Here is a 16,988-nt window from a genome sequence, read left to right on the forward strand (position 1 = left end):
ACCTAAACATCATCTGTCACATCCGTCACACCGTCAATTTCTATAACGGGCGCATGACGGTCGGGCGGCGTTCGAATTACGTTTCGTCGCTTGCGCTTTCGGGCTCGGTCGGCTCGGCCTGTCCGTGCTTGCCGCCCTGGCGCGCCTTGTGCTGCGCCTGGTGTTCCATGGCGATCGCCATCTCGACCGCCCCGGGGATGCGGTGGAAACCCTTGCGGTCGTACAGGTGGGTGACGATGCCGCCCAGCAGCAGCCCGATGACCAGGCCCAGCGTCGTCATCAGGAGCGCCTGCGATATCCCGGTGTCGGCGTGCGCCTTGAAGTACAGCAGCGAGCGGGTGCCCAGGAAGACCTGGTGCATGGGCTCGAATTCGGCCAGCCAGCGGAAGAAGGGCGGTGTCGCCTCCAGCGGCACGGTGGCCCCGGCCGAGGGTAACCCGAGGATCACGAAGATCAGCATGCTGACCAGCAGCCCGCCCGTGCCCAGCACCGAGAGCAACGAACTGGACGTGATCCCCACCGCGGCGATCGCGAAGGCGCCGAACGCCCAGAGTTGCCAGCCGAGGTCGATCGGCATGCCGAGCCCGTGCGCGATCGCCAGGTAGACCGCGGACGTGAGCAGCCCCAGCAGGACCATGATGGCCCACTTGAGCAGCAGCGTCTGGAAGCGCGAGATTCGCACCTGCTCGGCGAAGCGATACACCGGCCCGAATTCGGCCGGAACGTAGCCAAGCAACGCGTCGACGAGGGTGCTGACCACGATGCTGCCGGTGAACCCCGCGAGCAGGAGCAGCAGCGCGTAGTAGAAGGCCGACAGCCCGTTGCCGGTGCCGTTGGGCAGCGGGCTGTACACGGTCGACTCGATCTCGATCGGCGTGGAAAGCCCCTCCTCCGCGGCCCCGGCGAGCGGGGCGCCGCCGGTCTGCGCCTTGACCTGTGCCAGAAGCCGTTCGCCCACTTCACCATTCGCCTGGCCCATCGCCATGTTGAGCGTCTGGGCGGCGATGCTGGAGCCGAGCGTGCCGGCCCGCGGGTTGGTCGAAATGGTGATCACGGGCCGTTCGGCGGGTCCGGGCTGCACCGCGCTGGCGCCCAGATCCCGCAGCTTCGACGAGAAGCTCGGCGGTATCAGCACCGAGCCGTACACATGGCCCGTGTCGAGCTGATGCTTGGCGGCGTCGCGTGTGAGCACGCGGACGTCGAACTGGTTCTTGTCCAGGCCGTTGACCAATCGACCGGTCAGTTCCGCGCCCGCCGGCCCCGCATCCTCGTTCACCACGGCGATGGGGAAGTGCCGCAGGTTGGTCATCGGGTTCAAGATGCCGCCGAGATAGAGCGCGCACAACGTCGACATCAGGGCCAGCGTGATGATCAGGGGCGCCGCCCAGAACCGCACGGTCCGGACCGCCTTGAAGTTCCGGTTCGGGTTGGGCGCCGCGTGCTGCGGCCGCGATTGAGACATGCCGGCTCCTGTCTGTCACGCACACTCTATGGGCTTGCGCCGCCCAGTTTCGCGTGCATCTCCCAGACCAACAGCTCCGACGACTCGGTCGCCGTGACCCGCGCGCCGCCGCCGTCGGTGAAGCGGACGGCATCGCCCTCGCGCAGCGCGCCGGCGCCCTCGCACTGGACCGCGCCCCGGGTGACGAATAGGTGCAGGAAGGGCGCGTCGGGCAGGCCGACCGCGTCGCCGGCCCCCAGCCGCGTGGCGTGCAGCGCGGCCTTGCGGTTGTGCAGGGCGATCGCCCCGTCGCGGCCGGCGATCCCCGAGGCGATCGTCACCAGTGTGCCGTCCAGCGCCCTGTCGTCGATCTGGTGCTGTTGGTAGCCCGGGCTGATGCCGGTCTCGTCGGGCACCACCCACATCTGTACGAAATGCACTGGCTCCGTGGACGAGTCGTTCTTCTCGGAGTGCAGGATCCCGCTGCCCGCCGACATGCGCTGGGCCAGGCCCGGATAGATCACGCCGCGATTGCCGATGGAGTCCTGATGTGCCAGTTGACCGCGCAGTACCCACGTGACGATTTCCATGTCGCGGTGCGGGTGGGTGTCGAATCCGGTTCCGGGCGCCACGATGTCGTCGTTGTTCACCAGCAGCAGTCCGTGGTGGGTGTTGAGAGGATCGTAGTGGTCGCCGAACGAGAACGAGTGCCGCGACGTCAGCCACGGCGTCCTGGTGACGGCCCGCGTCGCCGCACGCCGGACTTCCGCGTGGGCAGACATGCGTTCAGCCTAATCGGGGGTCAGGCCACCGTCGCGGCGAGCAGCCCCTGCGCGTGCCGAAGCGCGGCGTCGAGCTCCGGTAGGGTCAGCGCGTCCGAGCGCCCGAGGTGGATCTCGATCTGGTACTCGGGCTGGCCGTCCGGCCCGAAGATGGGCAGCACCACGAATTCGGCTGCGGCCAAACCGGTTTCGAGCTCAGCGGTGACCGACTGCAGCGTGACCATCGTCATCAGGGTGGTGAGCTGGCGGGTGACGCGCGCCGTGGGCTCCAGGGAGGCCAGCACCTCCGCCAGCCGGTTGTGCAGCGACTGGTGCGTGTCGTCGAACCGCCACGCGCCGTACCCGCGCTCGCGGATGTCGGCGAGCACCCGCTGGTGCTCCGCGATTTCCGCCCGGGTCAGCCGCGGGATCACCCCGTGCAGCCAGGCCCGGACGAAATCGTCGTCGCGCCAGGCCATCGCGACCAATCCGAACGGCGGGTCGATGGGGAAGCGCTGACCGACGGCGCGGCCGCCGTCGGTTCCGTGGCCGACCGCGTCGACGGTGGTCAGGTGCCGGCCGCCGATCTTCGACATCGAGCACCCCGCGCCGAGCGTCTCGTGCAGGAATTGCAGCGCATCGCGCCCCCGGTCCAGCAGCGGGAACTGCACCCGCAGCCCGTGTACCAGCCCGAACAGCCCGCTGCCCAACGCGTAGCGGCGATCTTCGCGGCGGGACACCCAGGCGCGCCCCTCGAGCTCGGCGAGCACCAGGGCGCAGGTGGAGGTGCTGATCGCGCAGCGCTTCGCCAGCTCGGCCGAGGTCAGTCCCGCACGGGAATCCGCAAGGGCGGCAAGCACATCCATCACGCGACCGGTGGGTGGCGATTTGCCGGTTGACGTATCGATATCCAGCTCCCTACGATCCGTCCAAATTATAACCATATACGTCCTAATATTAGGAGACATCAAGCCGTGATCAAGGTGGGAGTGTGGGGGCCGGGTTCGATGGGGGTGATCGCCCTGCGCGGCATCATCGACCACCCGGAATTGCAGCTGGTCGATCTGGTGGTGCACAGCGACGCCAAGGCGGGGCGCGACGCGGGTGAGCTGTGCGGCATCGCGCCGGTCGGGGTGGCGGCCACCCAGGACCCGGCGGCGCTGCTCGCCGGGGACGCCGACGCGGTGGTGTACGCCGCCGGGGCCAACCTGCGGCCGCTGGAGGCCGTCGAGGACATGGCCGCCATCCTGCGGGCCGGCAAGAACGTGGTGTCGTGCTCGGTGGTGCCGCTGGTGTTTCCCGACGGCTTGGGCCCGGCGGGTGCGACGCTCACCGACCCGCTGCGACGGGCCGCGCTCGACGGCGGTGCGTCGTTCTTCACCACGGGCATAGACTCCGGATTCGCCAATGACGTTCTGCCGCTGGCGCTTACCGGGGTATCGCGGGTCATCGACTCGGTGCGGGTGACCGAGATGTTCAACTACGCCACCTACCCGGACCGGGCCGCGGTCTACGAGATCCTCGGGTTCGGCAAGCCGCCGGAATATCAGGCGTTCGCCGCCCAGCCGGGAATGTTCACGTTCGGGTGGGGGCCCGTGCTGCACCAGCTGGCCGCGGGCCTCGGCGTGGTGATCGACGACATCGAGGAAACCAACGAGCGGCTGCCCGCCGCGGAGTCGTTCGACACTCCGACCGGTCACATCGCCGCCGGGACGATCGCGGCCATGCGCTCCACACTGACCGGATACGTCGGCGGCAAGCCGACTTTCGTCCTCGACCACGTCACCCGCATGCGCGACGACATCGCGCCCGACTGGCCGCAGCCGAACATCTCGATCCCGCCCAAGGACCTGGGCTACGGGCCGGCCTCCGGCCGCGGCCTCTATCGGGTGGAGATCGAGGGATCGCCAAGCGTGCGGTGCGAATTCGAGATGGCCGAGGACCACGACCACGACCTGGGCGCGCGCATCGCGGGCGCCTCGCGAATGGTCAACGCGATCCCGGCGGTGTGCGCGGCACCGCCGGGGCTGCTCTGCGCGCTGGACCTGCCGCTGATCCCGGGCAGGGGTCTGGTCCGCCCGGTGCCGGGTCCGCCGCCGGACAGTCGCCTGTTCTAGGGCCGGCCGTCGGGGTACGTCGCGGCGGCGAGTTCCAGGATCTCGGCCCGGTCGGCCGGCAGGATGAAGCCCGATTTGATCGACGCGTCGAGCGCGGCGGCGAAGCGCTCCAGATACTCGGCGGCGCCGCCCGGATACAGCCGGTCCAGCGTGGCGGTGTCGAAAGGTTCGCCGGACCCGAAGATCGCGGCCATGATGCTCTCGTCCGCGGTGACGCCCGACGTCCGGGCGATCGGTACGTCGACCCAGGGCGTCCGAATGCCGCCCCCGGCAAGGCCGTTGGCGTCCAGCAGCAACTGCACGGGTTCGGTCTCGCGCACGTCGATCGGCGACGCCGCCGGCGCCGGCTCGCCGTTGCGGACCCAGCCCTCGAGCGCGGCGATCGACGCCTGCACCACATAGTGGTGTTGGGGGGCGAAGTTGATGTTGTGCGAAAGCTGTTGGCCCATCAGCATTTTGGTGGGCGCGTAGGCGGCGACGATGTCGGCGATCGGCGCCGCCCCGGAGTCGATCGGCGCCACCTGGATCGTGTAGTTGTCGGCATGAGCGGCGCCGGGTATCTCCCAGACCCGTAACCGCGCGTTATCGGGTTGCCGGGCCAGGTAATAACCCAGCGGCACGTGCCCGACGAGGTCGGTCTCGGTGATGATGGTGATCAGCGGGACGCGCAGGTCCGGCCGAAACTTCACCGCCTGCTGCCAGCCGCTGGACGCCTCCATGCCCTCGATCAACGACCCGCCGTCCAGCGGGGCGGCCGGCCCGAACCGCGAATGCACGAGGAAGCCGTCGTAGACCCGGGCGAGCGGGTCGACGGCGTTGACGTAGGTGGTGAGGAACATCGCCGATTGTGACTCGCCGATGCCGACGACCCGTTGGGGGCGCAGCCCGCCCAGCACGGCCCCGTTCCGGGCCAGGCCGCCGGTCTGCGAGAAGATGGCGAAGGCGAAGGCGTCGCCCGGATGCTTCAGGCTCGCGTAGCGCGCCGGGTCCTGGGTCTTGAGCGACATGTCCATCCCGAGCAGGCTCGCGCCGCCGTCGACGCCGACCTTCTGCGCCGAGACGGCGACGTAGGCGTAGCCGGAGCGGACGATTTCGCGGTGCGCCATCATCCACACGGCCGGCGCGTCGATGCCGCCGCTGACGTTGAGCCATTCGACCAGCACCGTGCCGTTGAACCGTGCCGGGTCAGTGGGCGTCAGCACCACGATGCGCGTGGTGTAATCGGCGGTGCCCGAGGGCTTTACGTCCCATCGGCCATCGGGACCCAACGGGCCTTGCGGGGCGTAGGACGAGGCCGTGCCGGATACGAAGAACTCCTCGGCGCGGTAGCCGACGTCGCCGATGTCGAAGGCGCCCAACAGCAGCAGCGCCTTTCCCGGCACCGGCGTGACGTCGAGCGGCTCGGTCACAGCGCCTCCGGCAGCCCGAACTTGGCGAACAACCGCTCGTCGAGGAACGCCACCACGTGCGACACCCCGTCGTCGCGCACGTCGAGCACGTGCAACTGGAAGGGCACGTGCCGATCACCGGCACGCATGTACATGGCCGCGCCCGGCTGGCCGTTGGCGAGCACCGGCACCAGGCGCATGTCGCCGGCGGACTCGGCGGGGCAGTGCTGATGGATGAGGGTGACGATGTCGCGCGCACCCCGGTACCAGCCGGTGTAGGGCGGCATCTCCCAGATCGCCTCGGCGGTGAACAGCTCCACCAGCCGGTCGATGTCGTAGCTCTCGAAGGCGGCGATGTAACGGTCCAGCAGGTCCTGCACCTCCGGCGAATCCGGCGGCGTCAGGCGTTCGCTGGAGCTGGGACCGATGGCGTCCAGCTGCGAGCGGGCCCGCTGCAGCAGGCTGTTGACCGCGGTCGTGGTGGTGCCGATCGCTTCGGCCACCTCGGCGGCCTTCCACTGCAGCACGTCGCGCAGCAGCAGCACCGCCCGCTGCCGGGGTGAAAGGTGTTGCAGCGCAGCCACAAACGCCAGCCGGATCGACTCACGCGACCCGACGATGACCGACGGGTCGGCCGGGTCGTTCGTCAGGTCCGGGATGGGCTCCAGCCAGGGCACCTCGCGGAGCTCCGCCAGCTCGGCGGTCGGGTCGGAGCTGGGGGCGCCCAGGCCGGTCGGCAACGGCCGGCGCTGCCGGCCCTCCAGCGCGCTCAGGCAGGTGTTGGTGGCGATGCGGTGCAGCCACGTCCGCATCGACGACTTGCCCTCGAAGCGGTCGTAGGCCTTCCACGCCCGCAGCAACGTTTCCTGAACCAGATCCTCCGCGTCGTGCAGCGACCCGGTCATCCGGTAGCAATGGGCGAGCAATTCGCGACGGTACGGCTCGGCATGCGCCGAGAAGTCCCCGCCGACCTCGCCAAGATCGGAGTTTGCGGTGTTTTGTGCGAGTAGCCCCACGATGACAGAGCCTACGACAGTGTCTGGCGGGGCGACCTGCGCCGGGAGCCATTACGCTGCCCGTAATGACTAGGACCGTGCAGTGAACCGATCCGAACGGAACTTCGACGGATTCGGTGGCGTGCGCATCGTTTACGACGTCTGGACGCCGGACACCGCGCCGCGGGCGGTGGTGGTGCTGTCGCACGGTCTGGGCGAATACGCCCGCCGGTACGACCACGTCGCGCAATGTTTCGGTGCGGCGGGCCTGGCCACCTACGCGCTGGACCATCGCGGGCACGGCCGTTCCGGCGGCAAGCGGGTCCTGGTGCGCGACATCTCCGAGTACACCGCCGACTTCGACAGCCTGGTCCGGATCGCCACCCGGGAGCATCCCGGCCTGAAGTGCATCGTGCTGGGGCACAGCATGGGCGGTGGCATCGTGTTCGCGTACGGCGTCGAACGCCCCGACAACTACGACCTGATGGTCCTGTCCGGCCCCGCGGTGGCGGCCCAGGAGCAGGTGTCACCGCTGATGGTGCTGGCCGCCCGGGTGCTCGGCGCCCTCGTGCCGGGCCTGCCGGTGCAGGAGCTGGACGTCGACGCCATCTCCCGGGACCCCGCGGTGGTGGCGGCCTACAAGAGCGACCCGCTCGTCTACCACGGGAAGGTTCCGGCCGGCATCGGCCGGGCCCTCCTGCAGGTCGGCGAGACCATGCCGCAACGCGCGGCGGCGCTGACCGCGCCGCTGCTGGTGGTGCACGGCTCCGAGGACCGGCTGATCCCGGTCGCGGGCAGCCGGCGCCTGGTCGAGTGCGTGGGCTCGACCGACGTCGAGTTGAAGGTCTACCCCGGGCTTTACCACGAGGTGTTCAACGAGCCGGAGCGCGACCAGGTGCTGGGCGACGTGGTCTCGTGGATCACCGCGCGGCTCTGAGGCCGGGTGTCGGATCGCTCCCGTAGGTTGGCGCATATGCGCGCCGACGACGATGCAGTGGGGGTACCGCCCGCTTGCGGGGGACGGAGCGATGAGGAGGAGTGGCGCATATGCGCGCCGACGACGATGCAGAGCGGAGCGATGAGGAGGAGTGGCGCATATGAGTGACGACAAGATGCTGGCCCGCATCGCGGCACTGTTGCGTCAGGCCGAAGGCACCGACAACCCGCACGAGGCGGACGCGTTCATGAGCGCCGCGCAGCGGTTGGCCACGGCGGCCTCGATCGACCTGGCGGTGGCGCGGTCGCACTCGGCCAACCGTTCGGCGGCGCAGGCGCCCACCCAGCGGACCATCACGATCGGCAACGCGGGCACCAAGGGGCTGCGGACGTATGTGCAGCTGTTCGTGTTGATCGCCATGGCCAACGACGTGCGCTGTGACGTGGCGTCGAATTCGACCTTCGTCTACGCCTACGGGTTCGCCGAGGACATCGACGCCACCCACGCGCTGTACGCCGGCCTGGTGGTCCAGATGGTGCGGGCGTCGGACGCCTACCTCGCGTCGGGCGCCCACCGGCCGACGCCGACCATCACCGCGCGGCTCAACTTTCAGCTGGCCTTCGGGGCGCGGGTGGGGCAGCGGCTGGCCGAGGCCCGCGAGGAGGCCCGCCGCGAGGCGACCAAGGACCGGCGCCGCCCGCCGGGCACGGCTATTGCGTTGCGGGACAAGGACCTCGAGCTGCACGACTACTACCGCAGCGCGTCGAAGGCGCGCGGCACCTATCAGGTGAGCCGGGCGACGGCCGGCTATTCGTCGGCGGCACGGCGCGCGGGGGACCGGGCCGGCCGGCGGGCGCGGCTGGGCAACAGCCCGGAGCTGCCGGGCGCTCGTACCCCGCTGGGCCGGTGAGCAAGCGGGACTCGCAGCGAGCCAAGGTTTACGCGGCCGAGGAGTTCGTCCGGACGCTGTTCGACCGTGCCGCCGAGCACGGCTCACCCGCCGTGGACTTCTTCGGCGCCCAGCTCACCCTGCCGCCGGAGGGTCGATTCGGCTCGGTTTCGGCGGCGCAGCGCTATGTTGACGAGGTGCTTGCGTTGCCGGCGGTGCGCCGGCGTTGGCCCTCCGTCGCGCCGCTGCGGGTTCGCCCGCGCCGGGCCGCCACCGCGGCGCACTACGAATCCCGCGACGGCGCAGGCGTTATCGCCGTCCCCGACCGGGACACCGCCGACTGGGCGCTGCGCGAACTGGTGGTGCTGCACGAGGTCGCGCATCACCTGTGCCAGGCCGAGCCGCCGCATGGCCCGCAGTTCGTCGCGACGTTCTGTGAGCTGGCGGAGCTGGTGATGGGTCCCGAGCTCGGGCACGTGCTGCGGGTGGTGTACGCGAAAGAGGGTGTGCGATGACGTCTTTCGGCGACGCCGACGCCCGGGCGCGCGAGGTCGAAGCGGCGCTGACCGACGACGAACGCTTCTCGCTGCTGGTCGGGGTGATGGGCGCCGGCGAGTTGTGGCCGGTACGCGACGAACGCATCCCGCCGAACGTGCCGATGAGCGCGGCCTACGTCCCGGGCGTTCCCCGGCTCGGCATCCCGGCGCTGCTGATGAGCGACGCCGGCCTGGGCGTGAGCAACCCCGGCTACCGCCCGGGTGACACCGCCACCGCGCTGCCCGCGAGCCTCGCCCTGGCCGCCGGCTTCGACCCGTCGCTCGCCCGCGCCGCGGGGGAGGTGATCGGCCGGGAAGCCCGCAGCCGCGGGTTCAACGTGCAGCTCGCCGGCGCGATGAACCTCGCGCGCGACCCGCGCAACGGCCGCAACTTCGAATACCTTTCCGAGGACCCGCTTTTGACCGCGACGATCGTCGCCGAGTCCATCGACGGCATCCAGCGGCAAGGCGTCATCTCGACGGTCAAGCACTTCTCGCTGAACTGCAACGAGACCAACCGGCATTGGCTGGACGCGGTGATCGATCCCGACGCGCACCGCGAATCCGACCTACTGGCCTTCGAAATGGCCATCGAGCGCGCGCAGCCGGGCGCCGTGATGACGGCCTACAACAAGGTCAACGGCGCCTACGCCGCCGCCAACGACGTCCTGATCAACCGGGTGCTCAAGGGCGCCTGGGGATATCGCGGCTGGGTGATGTCCGACTGGGGCGCGACGCCGTCCTGGGAGTGCGCGCTGGCCGGCCTCGACCAGGAATGCGGGGCGCAGATCGACGCGCTGCTGTGGCAGTCGGAGACCTTCGGCGGGCCGCTGCGGGCCGCCCATGCCGACGGCAGGCTGACCGGCGACCGGCTCTCGGACATGGTCCGCCGGATCCTGCGGTCGATGTTCGCCGTCGGGATCGACCGGGCCGACGCCGCGCCCGAGCCGGACATGGCCGCGCACAACGACATTGCGTTGCAAGCCGCCCGGCAAGGGATCGTGCTGCTGACCAACCGCGGGATGCTGCCGCTGGCGCCGGAGTCGACCGCCCGGATCGCCGTCATCGGCGGATACGCGCACGTCGGGGTGCCGGCCGGCTTCGGCTCGAGCGCGGTCGTCCCGCCCGGCGGCTACGCCGCCGTGATACCGATCGGCGGCTCGGGGCTGGAGGCCGGGATACGCAAGCTGCACCTGTTGCCGTCGAGCCCGCTGGACGAACTGCGCAAGCAATTCCCGCACGCGCAAATCGAATTCGACCCCGGGGTAACCCCCGCGGAGGCGGTGCTGGCCGCGCGGCGCGCCGACGTCGTCATCGTGTTCGCGATCCGCGCCGAAGGCGAAGGCTTCGACATTGCCGACCTGTCGCTGCCGTGGGGCCAGGACGATCTGATCACCGCCGTGGCAGGCGCCAACCCCGACACCATTGTGGTGCTCGAAACCGGCAATCCGGTGGCGATGCCGTGGCGGGATTCGGTGCGGGCCATTGTGCAGGCGTGGTACCCGGGACAGGCCGGCGGCCAAGCCATCGCGGAAGTCCTTGCTGGCCGGGTCAATCCGTCGGGCCGGTTGCCGATCACCTTTCCGGTCGATCTGGCCCAGACGCCGCGACCGGAGCTGCCGGGCCTGGGCGCACCATGGGGGACGCCGACCACGATCGAGTACGCCGAGGGATCCGATGTCGGCTACCGGTGGTTCGCCGCCACCGGCCAAACCCCCATGTTCGCCTTCGGACATGGGTTGTCCTACAGCGCTTTTGAATACCGCGACCTGGAAGTCGGCGGCGGGCAAACGGTGACCGCCAGCTTCGGCGTCACCAACGTCGGCGACCGCGCCGGGGCCGACGTCCCGCAGCTGTATGTGACCGGCACCCCCGACGGCCGGTGCCTGCGATTGCTGGGATTCGAGCGGGTCGAGCTCGACCCGGGCGCCACCCGCCGCGTGAGGATCGAGGCCGACCCGCGGTTGCTCGCCCGCTACGACGGCCGCGGGGGAAGCTGGCGCATCGGCGCGGGCGAATACCGGGTGGCGGTCGGGACGTCGGCGGTCACGCCGCGGCTGACCGCGACGGTCGAACTCGCCGGCCGAGCCTTCGGGCACTGATCCCGCGGGCTGCGGCCGCCGGCCGCATCGAGTGTGCGTTCACGGTTTTGGTGTGCGCTTCAAAGGCGGGGTTCCCGGCGCGTCGCCGCCCTGGACGCACACTCGACGCGGGCCTAAAGCGTGCGGACTACTTGACCGGGGTCAGCGCGTCGCCGCAGGTGCAGCGGTACGGCTCACCCGAACCGGAGCAGTGGCAGGGCACCTCGATCCGGACGCGGCACCCGCAGCCCTCGTGGCCACAGGTCAGTTCGGTGCCTGCTTCGTAATTTGCCATGTCATTCACCCATTTCTTTGTCGTGGACTCTTGCGGCTGTGATCGACCACAGCGCTCACTATATACCCCCCATGGGTATATGCAACTAGTCGTGGCCGTTCCGAGACCGCCGCGACTAGCGTTGGTGGCATGACCCGGGAACCCACCCCCCAAGACGTCGACGAGTTTCTGAACGCCACCCTGGTCGGCGACGACCCGGCCCTGAGCGCCGCGCTGGAGGCCAGCGACGCGGCCGGGCTGCCGCAGATCGCGGTGTCGGCCCAGCAGGGCAAGTTTCTGGGCCTGCTGGCCGGTGCGATTCAGGCGCGGCGCATCCTCGAGATCGGCACGCTGGGCGCCTACAGCACCATCTGGCTGGCCCGCGGTGCGGGCCCGCAGGGCCGTGTGGTGACGCTGGAATACCAGCCCAGGCATGCCGAGGTGGCGCGGGCCAACCTGGAACGGGCGGGCGTGGCCGACCGGGTGGAGGTGATCGTCGGCCCGGCGCTGGACACCTTGCCGGCTCTCGACGGGGCCCCATTCGACTTGGTGTTCATCGACGCCGACAAAGAGAACTACGTCGCGTACCTCGAGTGGGCGGTCCGCCTGGCCCGCCCGGGCGCACTCATCGTGGCGGACAACGTCGTTCGGGAGGGGCGGATCCTGGAGCCGGACGGCAACGCCCAGGCGGCGGCGGTGCGGCGGACCCTGGAGCTGATGGGCGAGCACCCGCGGCTGGACACGGCCGTCATCCAAACGGTCGGGGCCAAGCGCTGGGACGGCTTCGCGCTCGCCTCGGTGCGCTAGCGCGGGCTGAGATCGGCGACCGCCCGGGCGGCGGAGGTGAGTTCGCCGATGCGAAGCGCGGTTTCGCCGGCGTAGAGCGCCGCGTGGTCGACCCAGGCGTCCGGCGTCGCGGCCAGCGGCGCGAGCGGCGTGAGCAACGGGCGGGCCGGCGACTGCAGGCGCATCAGTTTGGCGGCGTCGAAGTAGCCCAACACGGCCAGCGGGCGGCTCGCCGCGTTGATCGCCGCCGGCAAGGCCTTGGCCCGGCCGTCGTCCCGGCACCAGCGCCGCGTCGCGGCGTTGGGCAGCACCCGATGGCGCAGCGGCCAGCTCAACCCGAACAGGTTGGTCTCGATTGTCTTGTCCGCGTTGGCGACTCGCCGTTGGTACTCGCGGTTGGCGTTTGCCTCGTGCGTCATCAGGAACCGCGTCCCGGCGACGACCCCGGCGGCGCCCGCCGTCAGGGCGGCGCGGGTGTCGGTGCCGGTGGCGATCCCGCCGGCGAGGAACACGGGCCGGTGGCCGGCCGCGGCCAGTGCCTGCGGCAGAAAGTCGAGCGCCGGCATGGTTCCGACGAGGTGGCCGCCTGCCTCGCGGCCCTGGGCGATCAAACCGTCAGCGCCCCAACCGATTGCGGCGCTCGCCTGCGCCGCGCTGCCGACCATCACGAAGACGAAGATGCCGGCGTCGCGGAGGTGCTCGACCAGGCCCCGCTTCTCACCGAACGCCAGCACGGCGACATCGACTCCGGCGTCGACGCAGACCGCGACGTGCGCGCGATGCACGAAGGGCATCAACAGGTTCACCGCGACCGCGCGGCCCGGCGCGCGCTCCCGCACCTCGGCGATGCAGGCGCGCAGCTGGCGCGGCGTGGCCAGGCCGAGGGTGCCCAGGCCGCCCGCTTCGGCTACCGCGGCCGCGAGCGCCGCGCCCGCCAGGCCGCCGCCCATGCCCGCCTGCGCCACCGGGACGTCGATGCGCAGACGGTCCGCGATGTCCATGTCTTACGACGCTACGCGGCCGGTCAATCGGGCCCAGCGGGCGGTGCGGACCGCCCCGGATTTCGTTGCTGGCGCGCGCGCATCGCGCGTAATCTTGACGGCAGATGGATGGGTGCAGGTAGCCCAAAAGGCTTGCTGCATAACAGAAAGGTCACAAAATGAGTACAGTCCATTCATCAATCGATCACCACCCGGATTTGTTGGCTCTGCGCGCGAGCTATGACCGCGTGGCCGAGTCGACGAGTGCGCACGTCACCTTCGGCCTGGCCGTGTTGACGGGCCTGTACGTGGCGGCGTCGCCGTGGTTGGTGGGGTTCGGCGCGACGGGATCGCTGGCCACCTCCGACCTGATCGTCGGGATCGCGGCGGCGTTCTTGGCGTACGGGTTCGCCACGGCGCTCGACCGCGCCCACGGCCTGACCTGGACGATGCCGGTGCTCGGTCTGTGGGTCGTCGTCTCGCTGTGGATCCTGCCGGGCGTTGCCCTCACCGCCGGCATGATGTGGTCGAACATCGTCGCGGGAGCGTTGATGACGGTGTTGGGCCTGCACGCCACCTACTTCGGCAGGCGCACCCGCGAGGCGGCCAGCCGCGCCTAGATCTCCCCAAATCCCTTGAGGTGGACGGTGATCGGCGCTAGCCGCACACCGCGCCGATCGCCGCCGAGCTGACCAGCTTGACGTACTTGGCCAGTACGCCGGTCTTGTAGCGCGCCGGCGGGGGCGTGAAACCCGCACGCCGGGAGTCGAATTCGGCCGGATCGACGAGCACGTCGAGGACGCGGTTCGCGACGTCCAGGCGGATCCGGTCGCCGTCGCGCAGGAAGGCGATCGGCCCGGCGTCGACGGCCTCGGGTGCGATGTGGCCGACGCACAGGCCGGTCGTCCCGCCGGAGAAGCGGCCGTCGGTCAGCAACAGCACGTCCTTGCCCAGGCCGGCGCCCTTGATCGCGCCGGTGATGGCGAGCATCTCGCGCATCCCGGGGCCGCCCTTGGGGCCCTCGTAGCGGATCACCACGGCGTCGCCCGCGGCGATCGTCCCGTCCTCGAGGGCGTCCAGCGCGGCACGCTCGCCGTCGAAAACCCTTGCCGTGCCCTCGAACACCTGCGAGTCGAAGCCGGCCGACTTGACCACCGCGCCCTCGGGAGCCAGCGACCCGCGCAGGATGGTGATGCCGCCGGTCGGGTGGATGGGATTGTCCAGGGCCCGCAGCACCTTGCCGTCCGGGTCGGGCGGGTCGATCGCGGCCAGGTTCTGGGCAACCGTCTGGCCCGTCACGGTCAGGCAGTCCCCGTGCAGCAGGCCCGCGTCCAGCAGCGCCTTCATCGCCACCGGCACGCCGCCGATCTGGTCGACGTGGGACATGACGTGGCGGCCGAACGGTTTCACGTCGGCCAGGTGGGGCACCTTGGACCCGATCCGGCTGAAGTCGTCGAGCGAGAGGTCGACGTCGGCCTCGTGCGCGATCGCCAGCAGGTGCAGCACGGCGTTGGTGGAGCCGCCGAAGGCCATCACCACCGCGATCGCGTTCTCGAAGGCCTCCTTGGTGAGGATGTCGCGGGCGGTGATGCCGCGGCGCAACAGCTCGACGACGGCCTGGCCGCTGCGGCGGGCGAACCCGTCGCGGCGGTAATCGGTCGCCGGCGGCGCCGCGCTGCCGGGCAACGACATGCCGAGGGCCTCCGCCGCGCTGGCCATCGTGTTGGCGGTGTACATGCCGCCGCACGCGCCCTCGCTGGGACAGATCGCGCGCTCGATGGCGTCGACGTCCTCGCGGGACATCAACCCGCGCGCGCAGGCACCCACCGCCTCGAACGCGTCGATGATGGTGACCTCGCGTTCGGTGCCGTCGGACAGCTTGGCCCGCCCGGGCAGGATGGATCCCGCGTAGAGGAACACCGCCGCCAGATCCAGGCGGGCGGCGGCCATCAGCATCCCGGGCAGGGACTTGTCGCAGCCGGCCAGCAGCACCGAGCCGTCCAGGCGTTCGGCCTGCATCACGGTCTCGACGCTGTCCGCGATGACCTCGCGCGAGACCAGCGAGAAGTGCATCCCCTCGTGGCCCATCGAGATGCCGTCGGAAACCGAGATCGTCCCGAACTCCAGCGGGTAACCGCCTGCCGCGAACACGCCTTCCTTCACCGCCTTGGCGAGCCGGTCCAGCGAAAGGTTGCAGGGGGTGATCTCGTTCCACGACGACGCCACCCCGATCTGCGGCTTGGCGAAGTCCTCGTCACCCATGCCTACCGCCCGCAACATGCCGCGGGCCGCGGCCTTCTCCAGGCCGTCGGTGACGTCACGACTGCGGGGTTTGATGTCGACCGTCGAAGTCGAATCGCTGGTGGGGGCCATTGCTCAAGTATGCGGGACCGCCATGACCAACCGAACGCGGGATACCCCGATGGGGTATATGCTGGTGGGGTGACGACGGCACACGGATATTCGCAGGACAAGGACAACTACGCCAAGCGGCTGCGGCGCATCGAGGGCCAGGTGCGCGGGATCGCGCGGATGATCGAAGACGACAAGTACTGCATCGACGTGCTCACCCAGATCAGCGCCGTCAACAGCGCGCTGCGGTCGGTCGCCCTGAATTTGCTCGACGAGCACCTCAATCACTGCGTCACCCGGGCCGTGGCCGAGGGCGGTGACGACGCCGACCAGAAGCTCGCCGAGGCGTCCGCCGCGATCGCGCGCCTGGTTCGTTCCTGATCGGTGATCAAGTTGAGACCCGGCTTCCGGCCCTGACAAGGGGGGAGCCGTAGTTGCGGTCCGTACGGTAAGGCAGTGTGATCGCATTAGGCGCGACAACCCAAGAACTGGGTAGCCCGGCCGACACCGACTCCATGACTGCCGAAACCGCAACCGCCGCGCGAACGTGGACGCCACGGATCGCGGCGCAGCTGGCTGTGCTGGCCGCGGCGGCCTTCACCTACGTCACCGCCGAGATCCTGCCCGTCGGCGCCCTGCCGGCGATCGCCCGCAACCTGCACGTCAGCCTGGTCCTGGTGGGCACGCTGCTGTCCTGGTACGCGCTGGTGGCGGCCCTCACCACGATCCCGCTGGTGCGCTGGACCGCGCACCTGCCCCGCCGGCGGGTGCTGGTGGCGAGCCTGACCTGCCTGACCGTGTCGCAGCTGATCTCGGCGCTGGCGCCCAACTTCGCGGTGCTGGCCGCCGGGCGGGTGCTCTGCGCGATCACCCACGGGCTGCTGTGGTCGGTCATCGCCCCGATCGCGACGCGGCTGGTGCCGCCGAGCCACGCCGGCCGCGCGACGATGTCGATCTACGTCGGAACCAGCCTGGCGCTGGTCCTGGGTAGCCCGCTGACTGCGGCGATGAGCCTGATGTGGGGCTGGCGGGTGGCGGTGGTCTGCGTGACCGTGGCGGCCGCCCTCGTGACGGTGGCCGCCCGGGTGCTGCTGCCGGAGATGGTCCTGACCGCCGACCAGCTCATGTGCGTGGGCCCGCGGGCCCGCCACCACCGCAACCGCCGGCTGATCGTCGTCAGCGTCATCACCATGGTCGGCGTGACCGGGCATTTCGTCTCCTACACCTACATCGTGGAGATCATCCGCGAGGTCGTCGGCGTGCGCGGCCCGAACCTGGCCTGGGTGCTGGCCGCCTACGGCGCCGCGGGAGTGATCGCCGTCGGCCTGGTGGCGCGGCCGCTGGACCGCCGGCCGAAGGGGGCCATCATCGGTTGCATGGCCGGGTTGACGGCGGCGTTCGTCGTGCTGACCGCGCTGGCGGTCGGCGGCCGGCCCGCCGCGGCGGCGGCC

General features: G+C 70.3%; 17 protein-coding genes and 1 pseudogene. 10 read left to right on the plus strand and 8 right to left on the minus strand.

Features of this window, described 5'->3' with window-relative positions:
• Positions 1 to 76: 76 nt before the first annotated feature.
• From A5680_RS12005 to A5680_RS12015, 3 genes are read right to left on the minus strand one after another with little or no spacing between them, the layout of a single operon-like run.
• Entirely contained in the window at positions 77 to 1,462 is a 1,386-nt protein-coding gene (locus A5680_RS12005) for a YhgE/Pip domain-containing protein (protein ID WP_067819500.1), read from the minus strand.
• A gap of 26 nt (positions 1,463 to 1,488) precedes the next feature.
• The gene (locus A5680_RS12010; RefSeq protein WP_067819502.1) at positions 1,489 to 2,223 is read right to left on the minus strand and encodes a pirin-like bicupin family protein; all 735 of its coding nucleotides are present in this window, start codon (positions 2,221 to 2,223) and stop codon (positions 1,489 to 1,491) included.
• A gap of 20 nt (positions 2,224 to 2,243) precedes the next feature.
• The gene (locus A5680_RS12015) at positions 2,244 to 3,068 is read right to left on the minus strand and encodes a MarR family transcriptional regulator (protein ID WP_067819526.1); all 825 of its coding nucleotides are present in this window, start codon (positions 3,066 to 3,068) and stop codon (positions 2,244 to 2,246) included.
• Positions 3,069 to 3,176: 108 nt separating this feature from the next.
• Between A5680_RS12015 and A5680_RS12020 the strand changes: the two genes are divergently transcribed.
• Complete coding sequence (locus A5680_RS12020) at positions 3,177 to 4,319, plus strand: dihydrodipicolinate reductase (RefSeq protein ID WP_082970346.1); 1,143 nt, start codon at positions 3,177 to 3,179, stop codon at positions 4,317 to 4,319.
• On the opposite strand, the gene A5680_RS12025 is transcribed toward A5680_RS12020, so the two are convergent.
• Together A5680_RS12025 and A5680_RS12030 are read right to left on the minus strand one after the other, a co-directional pair.
• Positions 4,316 to 5,728 carry an alpha/beta hydrolase domain-containing protein gene (locus A5680_RS12025; protein ID WP_067819505.1) on the minus strand — a complete coding sequence of 471 codons (1,413 nt, stop codon included), beginning with the start codon at positions 5,726 to 5,728 and terminating at the stop codon, positions 4,316 to 4,318. The two genes, A5680_RS12020 and A5680_RS12025, sit on opposite strands and share 4 nt — an antisense overlap.
• Positions 5,725 to 6,723 carry a sigma-70 family RNA polymerase sigma factor gene (locus A5680_RS12030; RefSeq protein WP_055401137.1) on the minus strand — a complete coding sequence of 333 codons (999 nt, stop codon included), beginning with the start codon at positions 6,721 to 6,723 and terminating at the stop codon, positions 5,725 to 5,727. The genes A5680_RS12025 and A5680_RS12030 overlap by 4 nt, the downstream gene beginning before the upstream one ends.
• Positions 6,724 to 6,805: 82 nt before the next feature.
• On the opposite strand from A5680_RS12030, the gene A5680_RS12035 reads away from it, so the two are divergent.
• The 5 genes and pseudogenes from A5680_RS12035 (at position 6,806) to A5680_RS12050 (ending at position 11,166) form a co-directional block, all read left to right on the plus strand.
• Positions 6,806 to 7,639 (plus strand): alpha/beta hydrolase, encoded by an 834-nt coding sequence (locus A5680_RS12035; protein WP_055401135.1) that lies wholly within the window; start codon positions 6,806 to 6,808, stop codon positions 7,637 to 7,639.
• A 39-nt stretch (positions 7,640 to 7,678) separates the two neighbouring features.
• Positions 7,679 to 7,807 (plus strand): annotated as a pseudogene (locus A5680_RS26560) (hypothetical protein); the annotation flags it as partial.
• A complete protein-coding gene (locus A5680_RS12040) occupies positions 7,800 to 8,549 on the plus strand; it encodes a DUF2786 domain-containing protein (RefSeq protein ID WP_067819508.1) in 750 nt (249 codons plus the stop codon). The pseudogene A5680_RS26560 and the gene A5680_RS12040, both read left to right, overlap by 8 nt.
• Positions 8,546 to 9,043, plus strand: a complete 498-nt coding sequence (locus A5680_RS12045; protein WP_055401132.1) for a TIGR04338 family metallohydrolase — start codon at positions 8,546 to 8,548, stop codon at positions 9,041 to 9,043. Before A5680_RS12040 ends, A5680_RS12045 begins: the two co-directional genes overlap by 4 nt.
• On the plus strand, positions 9,040 to 11,166 hold the full coding sequence (locus A5680_RS12050) for a glycoside hydrolase family 3 protein (protein WP_067819510.1): 2,127 nt from the start codon (positions 9,040 to 9,042) through the stop codon (positions 11,164 to 11,166). The genes A5680_RS12045 and A5680_RS12050 overlap by 4 nt, the downstream gene beginning before the upstream one ends.
• A 127-nt stretch (positions 11,167 to 11,293) precedes the next feature.
• On the opposite strand, the gene mymT is transcribed toward A5680_RS12050, so the two are convergent.
• Positions 11,294 to 11,440, minus strand: a complete 147-nt coding sequence (gene mymT, locus A5680_RS12055; RefSeq protein ID WP_055401173.1) for a metallothionein MymT — start codon at positions 11,438 to 11,440, stop codon at positions 11,294 to 11,296.
• Between the two features lie 129 nt (positions 11,441 to 11,569).
• On the opposite strand from mymT, the gene A5680_RS12060 reads away from it, so the two are divergent.
• Complete coding sequence (locus A5680_RS12060) at positions 11,570 to 12,226, plus strand: O-methyltransferase (protein ID WP_055401128.1); 657 nt, start codon at positions 11,570 to 11,572, stop codon at positions 12,224 to 12,226.
• Here the strand turns inward: A5680_RS12060 and A5680_RS12065 are convergent.
• Positions 12,223 to 13,206, minus strand: coding sequence for a nitronate monooxygenase (locus A5680_RS12065; protein WP_067819512.1), 984 nt, complete (start codon positions 13,204 to 13,206; stop codon positions 12,223 to 12,225). The genes A5680_RS12060 and A5680_RS12065 overlap by 4 nt on opposite strands.
• Positions 13,207 to 13,364: 158 nt before the next feature.
• Here A5680_RS12065 and A5680_RS12070 point away from each other — a divergent pair, with 158 nt between their 5' ends.
• Complete coding sequence (locus A5680_RS12070; protein ID WP_067819520.1) at positions 13,365 to 13,805, plus strand: SPW repeat protein; 441 nt, start codon at positions 13,365 to 13,367, stop codon at positions 13,803 to 13,805.
• 37 nt (positions 13,806 to 13,842) lie between these two features.
• Here the strand turns inward: A5680_RS12070 and ilvD are convergent, their stop codons facing one another.
• Positions 13,843 to 15,558 (minus strand): dihydroxy-acid dehydratase, encoded by a 1,716-nt coding sequence (gene ilvD / locus A5680_RS12075; RefSeq protein WP_055401121.1) that lies wholly within the window; start codon positions 15,556 to 15,558, stop codon positions 13,843 to 13,845.
• A 69-nt stretch (positions 15,559 to 15,627) separates the two neighbouring features.
• Here ilvD and A5680_RS12080 point away from each other — a divergent pair, with 69 nt between their 5' ends.
• A complete protein-coding gene (locus A5680_RS12080) occupies positions 15,628 to 15,918 on the plus strand; it encodes a metal-sensitive transcriptional regulator (RefSeq protein WP_055401119.1) in 291 nt (96 codons plus the stop codon).
• 134 nt (positions 15,919 to 16,052) lie between these two features.
• Positions 16,053 to 16,988, plus strand: a 936-nt coding sequence (locus tag A5680_RS12085; protein ID WP_067819523.1) for an MFS transporter, incomplete at its 3' end; no start/stop codon positions are given.

The sequence above is a fragment of the Mycobacterium sp. E2989 genome (genome assembly GCF_001667595.1).
In the GTDB taxonomy this organism is placed as follows: domain Bacteria; phylum Actinomycetota; class Actinomycetes; order Mycobacteriales; family Mycobacteriaceae; genus Mycobacterium.